This is a genomic window from Dyella acidiphila (genome assembly GCF_014863405.1).
In the GTDB taxonomy this organism is placed as follows: Bacteria; Pseudomonadota; Gammaproteobacteria; order Xanthomonadales; family Rhodanobacteraceae; genus Dyella_B; species Dyella_B acidiphila.
Genome location: NZ_JACZZA010000012.1, coordinates 131,502 through 152,070, shown reverse-complemented (window position 1 = coordinate 152,070; position 20,569 = coordinate 131,502). Strand labels below are relative to the sequence as shown.

Annotated in this window: 16 protein-coding genes; 9 read left to right on the top strand and 7 right to left on the bottom strand. The window is 62.7% G+C overall.

Features of this window, described 5'->3' with window-relative positions:
* The first annotated feature begins 337 nt into the window (after window positions 1–337).
* Window positions 338–3,445 (top strand): TonB-dependent receptor, encoded by a 3,108-nt coding sequence (locus IGX34_RS17530; protein WP_192557029.1) that lies wholly within the window; start codon window positions 338–340, stop codon window positions 3,443–3,445.
* Window positions 3,446–3,588: 143 nt separating this feature from the next.
* On the opposite strand, the gene IGX34_RS17525 is transcribed toward IGX34_RS17530, so the two are convergent.
* From IGX34_RS17525 to IGX34_RS17510, 4 genes are all read right to left on the bottom strand, one after another.
* A complete protein-coding gene (locus IGX34_RS17525; protein ID WP_192557028.1) occupies window positions 3,589–4,254 on the bottom strand; it encodes a DUF2931 family protein in 666 nt (221 codons plus the stop codon).
* Window positions 4,251–6,152, bottom strand: a complete 1,902-nt coding sequence (locus tag IGX34_RS17520) for a PAAR domain-containing protein (RefSeq protein ID WP_192557027.1) — start codon at window positions 6,150–6,152, stop codon at window positions 4,251–4,253. The genes IGX34_RS17525 and IGX34_RS17520 overlap by 4 nt, the downstream gene beginning before the upstream one ends.
* 223 nt (window positions 6,153–6,375) lie before the next feature.
* Window positions 6,376–7,395 carry an AraC family transcriptional regulator ligand-binding domain-containing protein gene (locus tag IGX34_RS17515; RefSeq protein WP_192557026.1) on the bottom strand — a complete coding sequence of 340 codons (1,020 nt, stop codon included), beginning with the start codon at window positions 7,393–7,395 and terminating at the stop codon, window positions 6,376–6,378.
* Window positions 7,396–7,445: 50 nt separating this feature from the next.
* Window positions 7,446–7,865, bottom strand: coding sequence for a hypothetical protein (locus IGX34_RS17510; protein WP_192557025.1), 420 nt, complete (start codon window positions 7,863–7,865; stop codon window positions 7,446–7,448).
* 145 nt (window positions 7,866–8,010) lie between these two features.
* Between IGX34_RS17510 and baeS the strand changes: the two genes are divergently transcribed.
* The 3 genes from baeS to IGX34_RS17495 are packed head-to-tail and all read left to right on the top strand — an operon-like array spanning window position 8,011 to window position 11,822.
* Window positions 8,011–9,543 (top strand): sensor histidine kinase efflux regulator BaeS, encoded by a 1,533-nt coding sequence (gene baeS, locus IGX34_RS17505; RefSeq protein ID WP_192557024.1) that lies wholly within the window; start codon window positions 8,011–8,013, stop codon window positions 9,541–9,543.
* Window positions 9,543–10,232 carry a response regulator gene (locus IGX34_RS17500; protein WP_192557023.1) on the top strand — a complete coding sequence of 230 codons (690 nt, stop codon included), beginning with the start codon at window positions 9,543–9,545 and terminating at the stop codon, window positions 10,230–10,232. Before baeS ends, IGX34_RS17500 begins: the two co-directional genes overlap by 1 nt.
* 54 nt (window positions 10,233–10,286) lie before the next feature.
* Window positions 10,287–11,822: an FAD-dependent monooxygenase gene (locus IGX34_RS17495; protein WP_192557022.1), complete on the top strand. Its 1,536-nt coding sequence runs from the start codon at window positions 10,287–10,289 to the stop codon at window positions 11,820–11,822.
* A 46-nt stretch (window positions 11,823–11,868) separates the two neighbouring features.
* Here the strand turns inward: IGX34_RS17495 and bla are convergent, their stop codons facing one another.
* Window positions 11,869–12,720 carry a class A beta-lactamase gene (gene bla, locus IGX34_RS17490; RefSeq protein ID WP_425598806.1) on the bottom strand — a complete coding sequence of 284 codons (852 nt, stop codon included), beginning with the start codon at window positions 12,718–12,720 and terminating at the stop codon, window positions 11,869–11,871.
* A 232-nt stretch (window positions 12,721–12,952) separates the two neighbouring features.
* On the opposite strand from bla, the gene IGX34_RS17485 reads away from it, so the two are divergent.
* Window positions 12,953–13,768, top strand: coding sequence for a DoxX family protein (locus IGX34_RS17485; protein ID WP_192557020.1), 816 nt, complete (start codon window positions 12,953–12,955; stop codon window positions 13,766–13,768).
* A gap of 39 nt (window positions 13,769–13,807) precedes the next feature.
* On the opposite strand, the gene IGX34_RS17480 is transcribed toward IGX34_RS17485, so the two are convergent.
* Window positions 13,808–14,335: a Dps family protein gene (locus IGX34_RS17480; protein ID WP_192557019.1), complete on the bottom strand. Its 528-nt coding sequence runs from the start codon at window positions 14,333–14,335 to the stop codon at window positions 13,808–13,810.
* A gap of 169 nt (window positions 14,336–14,504) precedes the next feature.
* Here IGX34_RS17480 and IGX34_RS17475 point away from each other — a divergent pair, with 169 nt between their 5' ends.
* Both IGX34_RS17475 and IGX34_RS17470 read left to right on the top strand, forming a co-directional pair.
* The gene (locus IGX34_RS17475) at window positions 14,505–16,379 is read left to right on the top strand and encodes a potassium transporter Kup (RefSeq protein WP_192557018.1); all 1,875 of its coding nucleotides are present in this window, start codon (window positions 14,505–14,507) and stop codon (window positions 16,377–16,379) included.
* Between the two features lie 490 nt (window positions 16,380–16,869).
* Entirely contained in the window at window positions 16,870–18,036 is a 1,167-nt protein-coding gene (locus IGX34_RS17470; RefSeq protein ID WP_192557017.1) for a GGDEF domain-containing protein, read from the top strand.
* 9 nt (window positions 18,037–18,045) lie between these two features.
* Here IGX34_RS17470 and IGX34_RS17465 read toward each other — a convergent pair whose 3' ends face one another.
* Entirely contained in the window at window positions 18,046–18,783 is a 738-nt protein-coding gene (locus tag IGX34_RS17465) for a class I SAM-dependent methyltransferase (RefSeq protein ID WP_192557016.1), read from the bottom strand.
* Between the two features lie 267 nt (window positions 18,784–19,050).
* On the opposite strand from IGX34_RS17465, the gene IGX34_RS17460 reads away from it, so the two are divergent.
* Window positions 19,051–19,737, top strand: a complete 687-nt coding sequence (locus tag IGX34_RS17460; protein WP_192557015.1) for an aspartyl/asparaginyl beta-hydroxylase domain-containing protein — start codon at window positions 19,051–19,053, stop codon at window positions 19,735–19,737.
* Window positions 19,738–19,879: 142 nt separating this feature from the next.
* Window positions 19,880–20,341: a hypothetical protein gene (locus IGX34_RS17455; RefSeq protein WP_192557014.1), complete on the top strand. Its 462-nt coding sequence runs from the start codon at window positions 19,880–19,882 to the stop codon at window positions 20,339–20,341.
* Window positions 20,342–20,569 lie beyond the last annotated feature (228 nt).

The following is a 20,569-nucleotide window of genomic DNA, read 5'->3' as shown; positions in this document are numbered from 1 at the left end:
GCGTGAACCCAGCACGCCACCTCGGGCCGATTCCTCACTCCCTCTTCTACGGGAACGGTCCTTGAAGCCCCGGCAACCAGTCCCCGGTTGTCGGGGCTTCTTTTTTTCTGCGCATCCCGCAGCGCTGCACAGGCTTGTCGCAGCGGGCCAAGAACTTGTTAGCGCAGGCCAAACATGGCGTTTGCAAAGCCACGCGCCGCATGCCGCAGTAATGTGAAAAAAACATTCGTGCGGACGCGCACAGCGTCGTCATGGCAGGGCGTTTTTTCGGCAACGACCTCACGCGGGATTTTTATCCGGCGCGGTCATCTACTGCTCATTGTTGGGGAGGAGTTCCATGCAACATCACATTGATAACAAGCTTCGCTATAAGAAAATCGCGCTGGCCGTTGCGTTGGCGACAGGTGTTAGCAGCGGCGCGGTGCTGGCCCAGGCCACCTCGGGCTCGATCTACGGCACGGCCGATCCGGGGGCGCAAGTATCGGCCACCAACGAAGGCAATGGCGCCACGCGCGCCGTCACCGTAGGCAAGGACGGACGCTACCAGTTCAATGCCCTGCTGCCCGGCGACTACAAGGTCACGCTGGCCGAGAACGGCAAGAGCAGCAGCCAGGAAGTGGTGGTGGTGGCCGGCCAGGGCGCCAACGTCAACCTGGCCACCGCGGCAGCGACGAATGCGCAGAACCTCAGCACGATCAGCGTGACGGCGAATTCGATGCCGTCCATCGACGTCTCTTCGCCGCAGACCAATACGGTGATCACTGCCGAGCAGATGAAAGAGCTGCCGGTGCCGAAGAACGTCACCGCGATGGCCCTGCTCACGCCGGGCGCCAGCAAGGGCGATTCCGCCTTCGGCAATCTCGCTTCGTTCGGCGGCGCCTCGGTGGCGGAGAACGCGTATTACGTAAACGGCTTCAACGTCACCAATCAGTTCGATTCGCTCAGCTTCTCGCAGGTACCGTTCGAGGCGATCGACCAGATGTCGGTGCAGGATGGCGGCTATGGCGCCGAATACGGCAATGCCACCGGCGGCGTGGTCTCGGTAACCACCAAGCGCGGCACCAATGAATGGCACGGCGGCGTGGACGTTACCTGGAATCCGTCCTCGATGATGGCGGACGAGCCGAATGTGTATCTCAACAACGGCAATGTTTCCTATATCGCCACGCATAACAAGAACGCCAGCACGGTCAACAACAACTCCAGCTCGTTCAGCCCGATCGATTTCACCTCGCGCTGGAATGCCTGGATCGGCGGCCCGCTGATCAAGGACAAGCTGTTCGTGTTCGCCCTGGTCAGCCAGACCAAGACCAATTCCGACTACTACAACTATGTCGACCAGGCCGGTGGCGGCGGCTACCAGCAGCAGACCGAAAAAGATCCCTACTGGCTGGTCAAGCTGGACTGGAATATCAACGACAGCAACATTCTTGAATACACCGGCTTCAACGACACCCGCCATTACAGCGACGATGTCTCCTATTCCGGCTACGACAACGGCAATCCGTATCACTACGACTACCAGGGCGTGGTGAAGACCAAGGCCGGCGGCCAGACCAATATCCTCAAGTACACCAGCTATATCACCGACGACCTGACCCTTACCGCGCAATACGGCGAGAACAAGAACAAGCGCTACCAGACCGCGGTTGCCGCCGACGGCACGGTGGAGTCCTACGACAACCTGATCAGCAGCGAGGCTGCCGGCTGCCCGCAGATCAGCGATAACCGCAATCCGGTATTGGCCGGCACTTTGTCGCCGTATGCGCATTGCTCGTTTGTGCCCGGCGGCTTTCTTACCGGCGCGGACAGCAACGATTCGCGCAAGTCGTTCCGCCTCGACCTGGAATACAAGATCGGCGACCACGACATCACCGGCGGCTGGTCGCGCGATGTCACCACTTCGTACTACGGCCAGGCTTACGAAGGCGGTTCGCTATGGGTCTACGAACCGGATTCGTCCACCTCCAACGGCAATCCGGACGAAAACTATGTGCAGCAGATCGTGTTCAATACCGGCGCCAAAGTCAGCACCACCGAGCGCGCGGCGTATATCCAGGATAACTGGCACATTACCGACAACTTCCTGGCCCGCATCGGCTTGCGCAACGACCAGTTCAACAATCGCAACGGCGAAGGCCAGACCTACGTCAAGCAGGATCACAACCTGCAGCCGCGCCTGGGTTTTGCCTGGGATGTACACGGCGATTCCAGCCTGAAGATCTACGGCAGCGCAGGCGACTATTCGCTGCCGATCGATGCCGGCGTCGCCGTGCGCGGCGCCGCGGCGTCGATCTATAGCGTGCAGAACTTCAGCTATACCGGCGTGAATTCAGTAACCGGCGCACCCACCGGACTGACCGCGCTCAGCCCGGTGTTCTACGAGAATGCCGAGGGCGGCGTGGAGCCCAATCCGCAGTCCTACGCCGTCCAGGGCCTGAAGCCGTTCAAGCAGCGCGAATTCATCCTGGGCGCGCAGCAGCAATGGGATGACTGGACGCTGGGCGTGAAGGGCATCGTGCGCCATGTGCTTACCGGTATCGACGACGAATGCGATTTCCGGCCGATCGCCGCCTACGCCAATTCAGTCTACGGCTTCGACTACTCCACCACCTCGCTGACGCCCGCGCTGGCCAACGGCAGCGCTGTCGCTTCCACTCTCAATGGCTGTTTCATCACCAACCCGGGCGACAGCGCCACGCTCTACCTGCCGCTGGATCCGAACAACCCGAGCAAGCTTTACAAGGTACAGCTCAGCGGCTCGCAGCTGGGCGAGCCCAATTACAAGCGCGGCTACTACGCACTGGAACTGACCGCCGAGCGCAACTTCAACAACAAGTTCTACCTCAACCTCAGCTACACGCTGGCACGCTCCTATGGCAATACCGAAGGCCTGGTGGATTCGAATATCGGGCAGGCCGATACCGGCACCTCCGAGCTGTTCGACTATCCGGAGCTGATGTACGGCAGCAACGGCAACCAGACCAACGATCACCGCCATACGATCAAGGCCTACGGCGCCTGGCGCATCACCGATCAGTGGCAGGTGGGCGCGAACTTTATCGTGCAGACTGGTCGTCCGGAGAACTGCTATGGCGACGCACCCATCGACGAGGTGATCGAGGGCTACGGCTCCAGCGGCGGTTCGCCCTACATGTATTGCTATATCAACGGTGTGGGCGAATACGTGGCGCGCGGTTCGGTCGGGACTACGCCAACCTTGTGGCAATTGGACCTCAACGGCTCCTATCACCCGCACTGGCTGAAAGGCCTGACCTTCCGTGCGACGGTGTTCAATGTGTTCAATCGTCATACGCCGCTGAGCGTGAGCGAGAACCAGAACGCCAACCAGGGCGCGACGCTGTATATCGATACGACCTATCTCAATGCGACCTCATATCAGGTACCGCGTTATCTGCAGCTTAGTGCGGAGTACGATTTCTAAGCGGATGTCGGCGCGTTGCAATGACAGAGGCCGCCTGTATGGCGGCCTCTGTTTTGCTTGACGCTCGAAGATTCGCTAACCGCAACCATGCTCGCACCGGCGGTCCCACTGAAGTCCGCGTTTAAGTGATCGAAAAGTGCCGGTCAGCAGCCCCAGATTCCGTAGGGAATGGTGTGTGTCTTCAGATAAGCCTGTGCCACGGGGTTCAGTTGATCACGGGAATACGCATAAGTCCCGTTGGTTTGCCCCTGGCTTGGTCCTATGGACTCGATTTGGGCGTGCACACACATCATCGGAATCGCGGTCAGTCCGGGCCCGGTAATCCATATACGCACAATTCCGCCTGGGGCAAGCCCGACGGCTACGGCGTTGTAGTACTCCTTATTGTGGGTTGAGCCAGCTGCTTCTATCAGCGCAGGTGCTTGCAACAACATCTGCCGTCGGGCGAGTTCGGGAATCTCAAGCGTGACGCTATAGGTCTGCCGTTCTACCAGCGACTGCCAGCGCACGTAAACGCTCTTGGGTAAGGCTGCACCAACAACATACTTTCCTTTGCCCCAGCCGATATCACGCGACCAAGATGCGGAATCAGGGTTATAAACCATGGCCACGGTTCCACTTTCGTAGTTGTAGAACGTATGGCCGTGGACATCTTCGACGATCGCCTGTTCAGTCCAAGCTTCCATATTTTGTGGTGCAAGAAAGCCGATACGCCAAGCCTGATAAGGGAGGCCCGGTTCGGACTGGTCGCAAGCTGATAGGGAAGATATCAGTGTGAGCGATATCCCTAAAATCCAAATATGTCTCACGAAGGATCGTCCAGATTGGGGAAGATAACCCGTTCTCCTTTTTCGGCGGGACGATCAATGTAATACAGTGCGAGGGGTTCGCCATCGTCAGGTCGAAGCATGTTCCAGTTTGCTGAATGATGTAGATATGACGTTTGCAAAATGCGCTCTTGTTCCGGTGAAAAATCGTGATTTTCGCCACGTGCATGAATCAGCATCTTTTCAGCAATTGGCAACAGCTCATCACGTATTTTGTATTGCGTCGCGTGGGGTATGGGATCGAACGGCACGCCCTTGTCTGTCGCCATGGCATGCATAATTCGCAGTGCTGCCAGAGCATAGTTGTTACTTACCTTATGTCGTAAACGAACTGCGGCGCCAACACTTTGAATCGGCCCAGTAAATCGCTCCATGAACCAATTCGTGCTCAATTGAGGCCTTCCATCCGATGAGGGATCCTTCGTCGAAGTCGCTACGATCCAAGTACATATATCAATCTCGTTCGCCAAAGCAGAATAGTCTTGACGGATAGCAGCCAACTGCTTCGATACCTCCTTGAAAGCCTGGGTTTTCTCCAGTGGCGTCCATTTGAATTCCTGCGAAATTACCGGCCGCGAGAGCAATACATCCTCAATTCCATCGTCATCTCTGTATCCGCCACCAAGGTCGGCATGCACGCCGGGCAAAGGGATATCTTTCCAGGGTGGCGCGACGCTGGTTAGCGGAAAATTCAAGCGATGCTCATCGCGCGCCGTCAGGTGCACCACGGCATCGGCGCAGTCTTTGCGTAGACAGATATCAATACCAGCCCACAGTGCAAGCGATTGCGGGTCACCCTTGACGTTACCGACATGCGCCACGGTATCAAACAGGCCGGCAAAGCCGACGCGTATATGTGCCCCCCAGTCAAAGCCTGGCGCAAGCTTCAGCTTGCTGACTGCAATTGCGCGGGACAACGGGCCATGTTCCTTCAAATTGATCTGGTTGATGGCATGTCGTGCAGCTGCCGCGCCACGACTAAAGCCGAATACATCGAAGATGATGTCGGTGATCCAGGCATCTTCATGTTGATGGGCAAAGTTTTGCAGTGTCCGGTGTGCTTGTTCGGTCAGGGCTTCCTCCACCCGTGCAAAAATTCCCGTGCTGCCTGCACCGGTTATCATGTCTAACGATGAATCTTTCTCCCCAGCCCGCGTGCCGACACCTGGGACGTAAATGGGAGTGACATAGGTCTCACCAAATTTCGGATGCCCGCTTGCTTCAGCGCTGTCTTGATAAAGACCAAACAGCCGGCCGATATTGCTCACTCCATTGCCATAGCTCCCGGCCCGGCTTATCGCATGCCCTTCAGGCGAGCCCGTCGTCATATAGGGCTTGCACGCCAACAGCGCCCGCGCTTCAGCCTCGCTTTTCGGTGTTATCCGACAGTGCTCGCCCATCGCCGCGTTATCGGCATTGTTGCCGGTGCCATCGAAGAACAGCCCGATGCGCAGCGTCACCAGCGGATGGGCCTGCGTCTCCTCGGGAAAGAAGTACCCGGCGGGCATCGGTGGCGGGATCCAGCGCGATGCCGAACCAGGCACGGGCCCCTCGGCGTGAGCCCGCGCCAGTGCCGCGCCCAGTTCCGACGGAAACCAGTCGCTGATGGTGAAAGTGCTGGCGCAGCTGCTGACGGCAAAACAGCCGCAGGCCAGGCGGTGTCCTTCCAGCACGATGCCACTGCCGTAGCTGCTGCGACCGTAGCAGCCCTCCACAAAGGGAAATACACCGTCGTGCCGCTGGCATTGGGCCATGTCGCCGCGATGGGCGATGCCTTTGCCATAGATCGGGTGCGTGGTTTGCCGGACGTAGATCACCCGGCCCCCGTGCACGAGCGCGTCGCCGAGCCGGATCGGGCCGCCGCTGCGTAGCAGGGCCATCGGCTAGCCCTCCTCACGTGTGCAGCACACATGAGTAGCGAATGCGGGAGAAACATGCATGGGAACATCCCTGTTGCCTTGAAACAGGGATGATCTGCAGCGTGGTACGTCGCCCCAATCTGGCTACGCCGCCATATGTTGTCAGCGCAGGATGATGGTGTATGTGGAAATCGGCGGCGGTGCCCTAAGCCAAATAGCGGCCGCAAGCGGGATCACCGCAGCGTTACCTGCCCGTGGCCAGCAGCCTCGCCCGATACTGACTCGGCGATTCACCGGTCCAGCGCCGGAACGCCCGTGTCAGATTGGCCGGATCGGAATACCCCATGCGCAGCGCAATCTCGTCAAAGCGCAGCATCGGATTCAGCACCTCGCGCAGCACGGCATCCTTGCGCGCATCGTCGACCAGCCCGCGATAGTTCAAGCCTAGCCGCTGCAGCTTGCGCTTGAGCGTACGGCTGGACATGCATAGCGTGCCTGCTGCCTGCTCGATGCCGGGATATTCGCCTTCGTGCCGCTGCAACAGATCCATGATGCGCACCACCAGGTCGTCCGAACGACGCAGGCGCGCGCGTTCGCGGCCGCATTGGGTGGTGATGTGGCGATACATGATGGCGTTGGCGTTGGCCAGCGGCGTGTCCAGGTCGACCGAACGCAGCCGGATCTGGCACAGCCCGGTCTCGAAGCGGGTGGCAGCCATGCGTTTGCGATAGCGCGCGTAGTGCAACGGTTCGCTCTCCTTGTGCCAGATCTCCAGTTCCGGCAACGGACGCTGGGCCAGCTGTTCGCACAGACGCGTGGTCATGGTGAGCAGGCGGTCGACCGCGCAAAAACGCATCGGCGCGCGCGGTGCCAGATCGTGCACGCGCAGCTCGGCGTAGCCATCGCGCTCGCTCAGCTGCATGCTGAAGGTGGTGGTGCGCAAGTCGAGAAAGCCGGTCCACAGTTGCAAGGCCTCGCGCAGGGTGGCGCAGCTCATCAGGCCGTAGCCGAGCAGGCCGTGCCAGGTCAGCGCGCTGTGCAGGCCGATCTGGCAACCGATACCCGCATCTCGCGTGAGCCGCACTGCATTGGTCAGCAGCATGGCGTCCTGATGCGTGGTCAGGCGCGACTGGTCCTGCAGCTGCGCCGGCTGGATGCCGGTGCCCTGCAATGCCAGTTCGCGTGCAATGCCTTGTTGTTCCAGCAGCTGCAACAACGCGGTGGCGTATTCGACCGGTACGTCGTCCTTGTATAACTTCTGCACCCGGCTCGGGCTGCGCGGCGGCAGCAGGTCGCCGGCCTCGGCCGTGGCCGTCAGTGCAGCGACAGAGCGTGGCTCCGCCGCGGCATGCTGACTATTAAACGGAAGATCTCGAGCTGTCGCGTAAGCCATCGTGCTTCTCCGGCGATGACAAGCTGATCGGCCGTCCGCTGGTCCGCTTGTCCGATCGGTGTGTTGAGGTACCAGTCGATGACCCGCTCCAGGCCATGACCTTGCGCTTGCGCGGCATCCAGCACGGCCAGCAGTTCGTCGGCAAAGGTTTGCCATTCCACGCGCGTGCCGCGGCGGATCCAGCGCTTCTGCAATTCCTGCTCGGGCATGCCCAGCCACGCGGCCAGGCGCATGCACGAGATGCTGCCGGTGACGGGATCGGAGATGTCCGCCAGGAAGTGGAGGAACTCGATGGCTGCCTTGCGTTTGCCTGAAACCATGACGCCTGCCCGGTCGCGCACCGGATGCGGCGCCGCACAAGCCCACCTTGGCGGACAACTGTGCAGGAAATTTGGAGATTGTGTGGAGCCGGCGCGTTTGGCTTGAATCGGACTGTAAAAAAAGGCGCTAATGACAGCCTGGAACTCCCACGAATTTTAACTGTCCATGCGCCCTGGCCTTACCGCCAAACTGTTTCTGGCCATGCTTGCCGTGGCTGTTTTTGCCGTGCTCGCCATGGGCGTGGCCGCGCGCCTGAGTTTCGACCGCGGCTTTCTGGGCTATCTGTCGGAGCAGGAAAGCGCACGCATGCAGAGCGTGGCTTCTTCGCTTGGCGCGGCCTACAAGGAGCACGGCAGCTGGCAGTTCCTGCGCGACAATCCGCGCGCCTGGTTCGAATTGATGCGCGCGTTCGGTGCGCCCGGCCCCTTCGGCAATCACGAACCAGGACCGCCGCGCGGCGGTCCCGGCAGCGATTTCGACATGCCTCCGCCGGACAACGGCGGCGAACCGCCACCCGGCAATCCACCGCCGCTGCCACCGCACGATCAGCCACCGCCGTTCGGCAATGCCGGCCATCTGCCTTCCAGCGGCGTACCCGATCTCACCGGCACCGGCACGCGTTTCGCGCTGCTGGACGAGCAAGGCCAGTTCCTGTTCGGCAATCCGGCCATGGCGATATCCGCGCATACGACCAAATTCCCGGTGACGGTAAATGGGCGCACGGTCGGTACCTTGCTGATGCTGCCGTTTCGCGAAGTCAGCGCACTGGGCGATGTGCGCTTCCAGCAAGGCCAGTACCGCGCCAGCTGGCTGATCGGCATTGCCGCGCTGGTGCTGGCCGGCCTGCTGGCGATCTGGCTGGCACGTACGCTGTTGACGCCGGTGCATCGCATCGCGCGCGCCACGCATGCGCTGGCGCGTGGCGACTACAGCTCGCGCGTGGCCACGCAGGCGCACGACGAACTGGGCCAGCTGGCGCGCGACTTCAATCGGCTGGCCGTAGTGCTGGAGCGCAATGAATCGATGCGCCGCGAATTCGTGGCCGATGTGTCGCACGAATTGCGTACGCCGCTGGCGATCATCCGCGGCGAACTGGAAGCGCTGGAAGACGGCGTGCGCCATTTCGACGGCGAAGCACTGAAATCGCTGCAGATGGAAGTGGCCACGCTGAGCAAGCTGATCGACGATCTTTATCAGCTGTCGCTGGCGGACCTAGGCACCATCGTCTACCGCAAGATCGACCTGGACCTTGGCAAGCTGCTGAGCGATACGATCGATGCATTCCAGGAACGGTTCCGCAAGGCCGGCGTGCTTTGCGAACTCAAGCTGCCGGCTACGCCGGTGGTGATCCATGCCGACGAGGGGCGTCTGCACCAGCTGTTCACCAACCTGATCGAGAACAGCCTGCGCTACACCGATGCCGGCGGCCAACTGCGCATTGTCTGCGGCCGTGCCGGTGAGCACGTCAGCGTCGATCTGCAGGACAGCAAGCCCGGTGTCGATGCTGAGCATCTGCCTCGGCTGTTCGAGCGCTTCTACCGGGTGGAGTCCTCGCGCAATCGCATCAGCGGCGGCGCCGGCCTGGGGCTGGCGATCTGCCGGGCCATCGTGGATGCGCACGGCGGCAGCATCGAGGCCAAGGCATCGCCGCTGGGCGGACTGTGGCTGAGCATTCGCCTGCCCGTGGAGCAACGCTGATGAGCGGCACCGCCGACACCCTCGCCCGCATCCTGATCGTGGAAGACGAGCCCAAGCTCGCCGCCCTGGTCGGCGACTATCTCGCCGCCGCCGGCTATGCCTGGCAGTGGGTGGCCGACGGACGCGAGGCGATTCCGGCCATTCGCCGCGATGCTCCCGACCTGGTGCTGCTGGACCTGATGCTGCCGGGACGCAACGGCCTGGATATCTGCCGCGAACTGCGCAGCTTCAGCGATGTGCCGATCGTGATGCTGACCGCGCGGGTGGAAGAAATCGATCGTCTGCTCGGCCTGGAGCTGGGCGCGGACGATTACATCTGCAAGCCGTTCAGTCCGCGCGAAGTGGTAGCGCGGATCAAGGCGATCCTGCGCCGCGCGCGGGCACCGGCAGATCTCGCCGGCAGCATGCTGAAGATCGACGACAACACCCATCGCGCCACCTTTCACGGCATCGTGCTGGATCTGACGCCGGTGGAATTCCGGCTGCTGAAGACGCTGGCCGCCACGCCAGGACGCGTGTTCTCGCGTGACCGGCTGCTGGACAATCTGTACCTGGATCACCGCGTGGTCACCGACCGCACGGTCGACAGCCATATCAAGAACTTGCGCCGCAAGCTGGAACAGGCTGCGCCGGGACAGGATCCGATCCGCTCCATCTACGGCGTTGGTTATAAGCTGGAGCTGGACTGAGCGCCGCGCGCGCTCAACACGCCTGAATCCGCATTCCTTCGCGAGGCAGCCCGCATGCGCAGCGATGTCCTGATTGTCGGCGCCGGTCCTACCGGACTGGTCCTCGCCCTGTGGCTGACCAGGCTCGGCGTGAACGTGCAGATCATCGACAAGGCCGCCGCGCCGGGCACTACCTCGCGTGCGCTGGCGGTGCAGGCCCGTACCCTGGAGCTGTACCAGCAACTGGAACTGGCCGATACGCTGGTCGCCGGCGGCGTCCATGGCAGTGGCGTGAATCTATGGGCGCGCGGCGAAAAAGTGGCGCATCTGCCGATCGCCAACATCGGCGAGGATCTGACGCCGTTCCCCTTCATGCTGGTGTTTCCGCAGGATCAGCACGAGCGCGTGTTGATTGAACGCCTGGCCGCAGCAGGTGTGCGAGTGCAGCGCGAAGTCGAACTGCTGGATTTCAGCGAGCAATCCGATCATGTGCTGGCGCGGCTGCGTCATGCCGATGGCAGCGAGCACAGCGTCGAGGCGACTTATATCGCCGGCTGCGACGGCGCCCGCTCGCAAGTACGCCAGCAGATTGGCAGCGGTTTTCCGGGTGGGACCTATCCGCAAGTGTTTTATGTGGCCGATGTGGAAGTGAGCTCGCCTGCGCTTGGCGGCGAGGTGCATATCGATCTGGATGAAGCGGATTTTCTCGCCGTCTTCCCGCTGGCCGGCGCGCATCACGCGCGTCTGGTCGGCACGGTGCGCGGTGAACGCGCCGAGCGTGCGGAAAATCTCGGCTTCGACGATGTCAGCGACCAGGCCATCAAGCATCTGCATCTGGTCGTGGACAAGGTGCACTGGTTTTCCACCTATCGCGTGCATCACCGCGTCACCGAGCACTTCCGCCATGGGCGTGCTTTTTTACTGGGCGATGCGGCGCATATCCATAGCCCGGTCGGTGGCCAGGGCATGAATACCGGCATCGGCGACGCGATCAATCTGGCCTGGAAGCTGGCCAGCGTGGTGCGCGGCTGCGCACCCGATCGCCTGCTGGACAGCTACGAAGCCGAACGCATCGGCTTTGCGCGCAAGCTGGTGCACACCACCGACCGCGTTTTCAGCCTGGTCAGCGCTGAAGGCCGGTGGGCCGACCTGGTGCGCACGCGGCTGGCGCCGACCCTGGTGGGCGTGCTCTCGCGCAGTGCCACCGCGCGCGCTTTCCTGTTCGGCACCGTGTCGCAGCTCAATCTCAATTATCGCGGCAGTGCGCTGAGCCAGGGCGCGGCCGGTCATGTGCATGGCGGCGATCGCCTGCCCTGGGCGGTGGCCGGCTACGAAGATAATTTCGCCAGCCTCGCGCAGCTGGATTGGCAAGTGCATGTATATGGCGCAGCGCAGCCGGGGCTGATCGATTTCTGCAAAGGCTTCGGCGTGGCTCTGCAGCAATTCGACTGGCAGCCGGAATATCAGGCGGCCGGGCTGGTGCAGAACGTGGTGTATCTGCTGCGCCCGGATACGTATGTGGCGCTGGTGGATCCGACCAGTAACTGGGAGACGCTGGACCGGTATTTTTCGGCGCGCGGATTGAAGCCGCTGGAAAGGCGGCATGCCTAGGTTGGGTTGCCCCCGGATCCGGTCCGGGATAACCCAACCTACGGCGTCATAGCGTTGCGACGATGCGTCCGACTTGGGCCAGCACTGCCGCCCGCTGGTCATCGCTGGCCGCCGTATTCTCGTAATACGCCGTCACCAGCAGCGGCTTGCGCTGCGGCGGCCACAGGATCACCACATCATTGCGCTGCGTTTCACCGCTGCCGGTCTTCTCGCCGACACGCCAGTCGCCCGGCACACCGGCGCGCAGCAGATGCATGCCGGTGCTGGTTTCGCATAGCCATGCGATCAATTGCTGGCGCGATGCATCCGACAAGGCATTACCCAGGGTCAGCGCCTGCAGGTCGGCCAGCATTGCCGCGGGCGTGGTGGTGTCGTGCAAACCATCGGGGCTGGGGCGATTGAGTTCCGGCTCAATCCGATCCAGGCGCGTCACCGGATCGTGCAGCTGCCGTGCATACGCCGTCACTGCCGCGGGGCCGCCCAGATGCGCCAGCAACACGTTGGCGGCAGTGTTGTCGCTCAAGGCCACCGCCGCTTGGCACAGTTCGCCGACGGTCATGCCGGTAGCCACGTGCTTGCTGGTCACCGGCGCATATTCGAGCAATGCATCCTTGCCGAACGTGAGGCGTCGATCGAGCCGTTCGCGACCCTGATCGACACGCGCCAGCACGGCGGCGGCCAGCAGCAACTTGAAGGTGCTGCACAACAGGAAGCGTTCGTGCTCGCGATGGCCAAGGCCCTGGCCATTGCCGGTGTTGAGCATCATTACTCCGAGCCGCCCGCCATGCTGGTGTTCCAGTGCGGCAAGCTGCGCCGTGGCGGCACCGGCCGTCGCGGCAAGCTGCGCCGTGGCGGCACCGGCCGTCGCGGCATGCAGCAGGCGCGGCTGCAACGCCATCACGGCAGCGCCCGCAAGGGCTCCTTTCAACAGGCTTCGACGATCCATGCAATCACCTCCCGCTAGCTGTGGTGGCCGCATGCTAGTGACGCATGCAGGCGGTACGCAGGGGAAGTTCGGGCAAAAGCGGGGCAATCGCCGTCTTTGGTATCGACGCAAGACGCGCAATTGGCTCTTGCCCTGCGCGCCACGGCATGGCGAGATCGAGGGCGGTAATCGGCGGAGAGTGCATATGCGCGATACAAGCATGGGCCAGGTGTTGTTTGCCGTGGCCATCCTGGCCCTGGGTGGCTTGAGTCTTGGTTCCGGCGATTTTGCCTTTGTCTGGCAGCCGGTGCCGGCAGCGCTGCCCGGCCGGGTGGAACTGGCTTATCTGTCAGGCACGGTGTTGTGCGTCTGCGGCGTGGGGCTGCTGGTGCGGCCCACGGTGGCGCTGGCCTCGTTCGTGCTCACGCTCTACACCTTGGTCTGGCTGCTGGCACTGCACGTGCCGCAGATAATTGCCGCACCGCTGCAGGAAATGAACTGGGGCGGCGCCGGCGAAATCGCCACGCTGCTGGCGGCGAGCTGGATCCTCTATGCATCGCACACGGCGCCGTGGCGTCGCTTCTATGTGATGCATCTGACTGGCGACCATGCGATCGGCTATGCACGCATCGTATTCGCGCTCGGCGTGCCACTGGTCGGCCTGGAACACATGCTCTACAGCACTGCCACGGCCAGCATGGTGCCGGCATGGCTGCCATACCGGACGGGCTGGGCCTATGCCACCGGCGCCGCGCATATCGCAGCAGGGCTGGCGATTTTGTTTGCCGTGTTGCCGCGCCTGGCGGCCGCACTGGAAACGCTGATGATGGGCATCTTCACCGTGCTGGTGTGGATACCCGCGGTGATGGCCGTGCCCACGCAGCGGTTCGGCTGGACCGCCTTGCTGATATCTACCGTGATCACCGCCGCCGGCTGGATCGTGACCGAGTCCTATCGCGGCCTGCCATGGCTGGCCTGGAGCCGGCGGCGTACCGTCGCCGCCGACCTGGCCGTGCACTGAAACACAGAGGGCCGCCATGCGGCCCTTTGTTTGCCGGGTTCAGCTATTGCGCCCGGTCTCGAACAGGAACCACACCCGCTTCTCGGCTTCGTCGATCCAGTTTTCCAGCAGGCTGGCGGTGGCCACGTCGCCATACTCGTCGCACAGCTCGTGGGTCTTGCGCATGTAGTCGGCAAAGCGCGCATTGTCCTCGCGCAGCTCGGCCAGCATGTCGGCCGGCGTCACGTAATCGGCATTGTTGTCGGACAGGCGCTGCTGCTTGGCGATCTGGCCGATGGAACGCAGCGTCACGCCGCCGAGTTTGCGCACGCGCTCGGCGATCGGGTCGGTGATGGCGTAGATCTCGTCGGACTGCTCGTCCAGCAGCAGGTGATAGTCGCGGAAATGCGCGCCGCTCATATGCCAGTGGAAGTTCTTGGTCTTCAGGTAGAGCGTGAAGGTGTCGGCCAGTAGCGCATTGAGTTCGGCGGAAATATCGCGGCGCGCGTTGTCGCCGAGCGCGCTGGGCGTCTTCAACGGCGCCTTGCGCAGCTGCTTGGCTTTACTGGCTTTATCGGCTTTGGCCATGGCTGTTTCTCTCGTTTCGGGTGGGGTTGTCGTCAGGGGCCGGGCATCGGCATCCTGAAGACCATAGGCCAGCGCGATGACACTGGCAACCGCTCATGGCGTTTTCACCGCGAATGTCATCTGGGTTGGTTAGACTGCCCGGCACCTATGCGACAGGTGCAGACGTTCTATGACGGAAGCCGCTGCAAACCCGTTGAAAAAGCCGGCCATGCTGCTTGCCGGGGTCGGAGCGCTGGGGGTGGTGTTCGGCGATATCGGCACCAGCCCGCTGTATACCTTCAAGACCGTGCTGGACATGACCGGCGGCGACAACCCGCACACCATCTACGGTGTGATTTCGCTGCTGATCTGGACCCTGATCGTGGTGACCACGATCAAGTACGCGGGCTTCGCCATGCGCATCGACAACGACGGCGAGGGCGGCATCCTGGCCCTGATGGCGCTGCTCGGCGTGAAGCGCAACAAACGGCCGCTGATTGTGGCCGCCGGCCTGTTCGGCGCAGCGCTGATTTACGGCGATGGGGCGATCACCCCGGCGATTTCCGTGCTGTCCGCACTGGAAGGCCTGAATATCGTGGAGCCTTCGCTGCATCCGTACGTGCTGCCGCTGACAGTGCTGATCCTGCTGGCGCTGTTCGCCCTGCAGCCGCTGGGCACGGCGCGGATCGGGCGCGCCTTCGGGCCGATCATGGCGCTGTGGTTTCTCACCATGGCCCTGCTTGGCGTGTGGGGCATCGTGAAGCACCCGGCGATCCTGTGGGCGCTCAATCCCTATTACGCGCTGACTTATCTGTTTCATAGCGGCGGCTCCGGCTTCCTGGTGCTGGGCGGCGTGTTCCTGTGTGTCACCGGCGCCGAGGCGCTGTATGCGGACATGGGCCATTTCGGCGCGGGGCCGATCAAGCTGGCGTGGTCGACGCTGGTATTTCCCAGCCTGGTGCTGAACTACGCCGGCCAGGGCGCGATCGTGCTGGCCGGCGCGCCTACTGCCGGCAATATCTTCTACCGCCTGTGCCCGGCCACGCTGACCCTGCCATTGGTGATCCTGGCGACCATCGCCACCATCATCGCCAGTCAGTCGATCATCACCGGTGCGTTTTCCATGACCCGCCAGGCGATCCAGCTCGGCTGGATGCCGCGGCTGAAAGTCTCGCAAACCTCGCAGGAGGGCTACGGCCAGATTTACGTAGGCGCGGTGAACTGGCTGCTGATGCTGGTGACGATCGGGCTCGCGCTAGGCTTTCGCAAATCTGACAACCTGGCCGCCGCCTACGGCATCGCGGTGTCGGCGACCATGCTGATGACCACCATGCTGCTGTTTATCGCCATGCGCGAAATCTGGAAATGGAGCCTGGCGGTGAGTGCGCTGGTGGCGGGCTGCTTCCTGGTGGTGGATGCCTCGTTCTTCGCCTCCAACATGCTCAAGCTGTTCGATGGCGGCTATGTGCCGCTGCTGCTGGCCGCGCTGGTCTACCTGGTGATGTTCATCTGGCACCGCGGCATCGTGGCGCTGGGCGCGCGCCTCAGCGAGGATCCGGTCCCGGTGGATGCATTCCTGGACGAGCTCACCCACAGCGGCATCGCGCGCGTACCCGGTACCGCCGTGTTCCTCACCCGCGCCAAGGCCACCACCCCGCCGGTGATGCAGTTGTACGTGAAGCACACCATGGCGCTGCATAAGCGGGTGCTGGCGGTGACGCTGGATATCGCTTCCACCCCGTATATCGCGCCGAAGGAGCGGCTGGCGCTGTCGGAGATCGGCCCGAATTTCTGGTCGATCACCGCTCGCTACGGCTTTATGGAGCGACCGGACATGCCGGCCCTGATGGCGCAGATCGCCACCCACGGCTGCCCGATCGATCCGCGCAAACTCACTTATTTCGTGGGCATGGAAAAGATCGTCGCGCGCGATGGCCCCCACCGCCTGCCACGCTGGATCCGCGTGCTGTTCGCGGCGATGCTGCGCAACTGCGCACGCGTCACCGACTACCTGCGCATCCCGGCCGACCAGGTGGTGGATATCGGCCGCCAGATTTCGATCTGAGCCATGCCGGCCCCATCGGGCCGACGGAATTTCGGGAAAAGTGACGCTGCGCGCGCCCGGCACCTTGCCTGCTCCCTGCCCCTCCGGCCGCATCTGCCTCCAGACCTGGCCCCTCTCGTAACCGGCCGGCGCCTGCGGCTAGCGGGCGCCCAGGCGCTCCACGCCGCCACGGAAGCGCCACGACAGCCTGTGGGCGTTCCATGCGATTTGGACGTCCGTTTGATCGGCCCGGAGTCGCGCATGGCACGCTCCTTGCCTAATCTTTCGGCGGGCACGTGCCGTCATTTCTGAATGAGCTGGCCGGATGACGCTGCAGCCCGCTTACCCACCCGTTCACAGATATCGGAGGGAAACCGCAGCATGTTGATGGCATCAGGCATAGAAAGGCACTGAACGCTGGCGGCCTCGCAGACGCCTGCCACGCGTTTGCGACACGTCACCAGGCAGGAACTAGAGCGCGATCGAGGGAGTTCGGCGCCGGGATCTCACGATGCAGTTAAACGTCGAGACACTATCGCTTATCAATGGCGGCCAGGCCCTGGTACTGGCGCTGATGCTTTGGTTTGGCACGCACGACGCCAGCAGCCATGCGATCAATGGCCTGCGCCTGCGCGCCGCGGCGCTGCTGATGGAAGCCGGCAGCGATCTGATCCTGGCCTTCGGCACCAGCATTTCGCCGCTGCATGTCTTGCTGATCGGCAACACGCTCAATCTCGCGGCCCAGGCGGTCACCATCATCTCCCTACGCATGCTGCTGCAGCGGCCGCTGCGCTGGCGCGAGGCCCTGCTGCTGGGCATCGGTGCCTGGATCGGGGTGACCTATTTCAGTACCGCACACCCGGATTACCTGCTGCGCGTGCTGTGGGGCTCGTTCTTCCTGGTCTGCAATAACGCGCTGAACATCGCCGCGCTGTGGGGCGGCTGCCGCAAGCGCGAAACGCGCGCGCAATGCCTGCTGCTGTGGACATATGTACTGGCGATTGCCCTGCTGGTGTGGCGCAACGCCTGGCTGTGGACTTTGCCGGTGCCGCCGGGCGGCATCAGCGTGCCCTCGCAGGTGAACAGCATCTACGTGCTGCTGTTCGGCATCCAGCCCCTGCTGGCCAGCATCGGCTTTCTGCTGCTCTACAGCGAGATCCTGCAGCGCGATCTATTCGATCAGGCACGCATCGACCCACTTACCGGCGTAATCAACCGCCTGGGCCTGCTGGAAGCGTCCGAAGCGCTGCTGGCCGGGGCGCGCCGCCGACGCGAATCGATCGGCGTGCTGCTGATCGATGCCGACCATTTCAAAAGCGTCAACGATCGCTTCGGCCATGACGACGGCGATCGCGTGCTGCTGGAGATGGTCTCCAACATCCGCCGCATGCTGCGCGCGGGTGATCTGGTGGGACGCGTCGGCGGCGAGGAATTCCTGGTGCTGTCGCCATCGGTAAAAGAATCGGACCTGCTGGCGCTGGCCGAGCGCATTCGCGCCGCGATCGAGCGCACCGTGTTCGCTATTGCCGGCGAACGCTATTCACTGACCGTATCCATCGGTGCCGCCATCGCCCACGGCAGCGAGCCGGACATGATGGCGGCGCGGCGCCGGGCGGATATCGCGCTGTATGAAGCCAAGCGTGCCGGCCGCAACTGCGTGATGATCTCCGCCCACTGAGCCGGCGGCTCAGCGCAAGGGCTTGCGCCCTACCAGGGTGCCCGGCGCGAGACGGCCGATGCTGATCAACCGCCAGAACAGGCCGCGCGCATCGCGTTGCAGGGCCAGCTCGAAACCGGCGGCGCGCAGCCGTGCTGCGTATTGCGGCAGATGGCGGATATCGTCGATCAGCAGCTGGCCGCCGGGACGCAGCACCCGGGCGATTTCGTCGATGGCGCGGGCGCGGCCTTCGGCGTTGTAGATATTGTGGATGGCGGCCGAGCTCACCACCGCATCCACGCTCGCATCGCCAAAGGGCAGCTCGCGCATATCGGCAGTGCGCGTGCTGACCCGCTGCGCGACGCCTTCCCGCGCCGCATTGGCCGCGACGGCCTCGGCGCCGTTGCCGCTGAGATCTTCGTGCTGCCAGATATCCACGCCGGTAACCTGGCCGCCCGGTACGCGCCGCGCGGCTGCCACCGCCAGCAGACCGCGCCCGCAGCCGATATCCAGCACCTGCTCGTCGCCCCGCCAGTGCAGGCGGTCGAGCAGCTGTTCGCGCCGGCGCAGCTTGCCGTAGCGGCTGCTCCAGAGCATGGCGAAGGCGCCGAAGCCGAAGCTCAGCGCCGGCCATTGCATGCCGTTGATGATGATCGGCAGCCAGTGCGTAAAGCTCAGCGCAAACACCAGCCAGCAGGCCAGCGAACACAGTGCCAGGTTGCGCACCACCGGTGGCGCATCCAGTCCGTACGGAAACAATGCCTGCATGAGTATCCCCTCCCTGCCGCACATGGTGCGCAAGGCCGGCATGGCAATGAAGTGAGCTTTGTCATGCGCTGTTGCTGCGCCATGTATGTTCCCTGTCCGGGCAGCCGGTGCTGGTCAACGCTGCAAACGCTGGCTCGTTGTCCCTGGATGGCATGCGTTTGCGCCACGACATCAGGGCCATGACGCTGCCGGAAACCGGGCGCTACACTGCGTTGACGAAGCGGTCACGGCCCCCCCTGGACCCACCTGCGATAGGCAACTTTGCGCATGAGCCTGTTGTATGACCTGTCAGCCAACGCAGTACGCCGCATCTACGATGCACGCATCACTACCCCGCCGGTCCTGGATGCCGGCATGTATTTTCCCGATGCCGCCAAGTTCATCGATGGCTGGTCCGCGATCCGCTCAGAGGCGCTGGCGATCGCCGCGCAGCGGATGCAGAGTGTGCCGCGCTTTCACGAGATCATGCCTGCGCAGGCGCCGATCTCGGCCAATGACGGCAAGGACTGGCGGCTGTTCATCCTGAAGGTGTACGGCACCGAGGTCGAGCGCAACATGGCGGCCTGCCCAAGCCTGGCGCAGATTCTGGCGGCGTCACCGGATGTGTTGTCGGCAAGCTTCTCGTTCCTGGCACCGCGCAAGCATATTCCGCGTCATCGCGGGCCGTTCCGCGGCATCCTGCGCTTTCAGCTGGGCCTGTCCGTACCGGTGGACCCCGAAGGGCGGCCAGCGGCAGTGCTGGCGTTGAACGATCATGAACACCGCATCGGCGACGGCCAGCATCTGCTGTGGGACGACACCTATCCGCACGAGGTGTGGAACCACAGCGATGAGATGCGCGCGGTATTGCTGCTGGATGTGCGCCGCCGCCATATGCCGATGGATCTGCGCGTGCTGTCGAGCGCGTTGATTGCCTCGGTCGGCATGGTAGCCCGCCTGCGCGGCGTGGAATAAAGCTTGCGTAGGCTGGGTTACCCCCGGATCCAGTCCGGGGTAACCCAACCTACGCAAGCATCACGACAGCTTCACGTGCGCCTTAATGCCTTTTCGCCATGGTGGTAGCCGGACCACGCTGAAGCCATCGGGGACCTGCACCATGCGCCTGTTCCATCGCCACGGAATGCTGCTTGCGCTCGCCATCGCCTGCAGCCTGCATGCACAAGGCACGATCCAGCACGCACTCAGTCCGGCCGATCGCGCCGCCGTGCAGCAGTACATGCTGAGCGAGGACAGCTACCAGAAACTGCTGGCCACCGCGAAAGACGCGCGCGCCAGCAAGGTGAAGATCGACATGCTCGATCCCAAGGCGCATTCGCTGGATGAACGCGCCACCGACCTGAACAATAATCCCGAAGTGCATGCACTGCTGGCGCGGCACGGACTCACCGCGCACGATTTCCTGCTCGGCGAATACGCCCTGCTCAGCGCGGAATTCGCGGTGAAATACGGCAGCCAGCCGGGCATCGATACGCACCTGGCCAATCCGGCCAATGTGGCGCTGTTCCGCAGGCACGAAGCGGAAATCGACGCGCTCAGCGGGGACGACAGCAACAACTGAGCGCGTTCACGCATTCGATACACCATCATCGAATCTTCACAAACATGCATGCTCGATCCGTTCATTTACGCATCGAGAAAAATTTAGACGTCTAAATATTCAGCTAATTCTGTGACGTGTAAATCAGATGTAACAACAAAATTTGCGTGAAGCACTAGACGTCCAAATGCGCAGGGAGCACCATCGGTGGCCCCGGGTGACAAGCCCGGATGCAGTGGGAATTTCGAG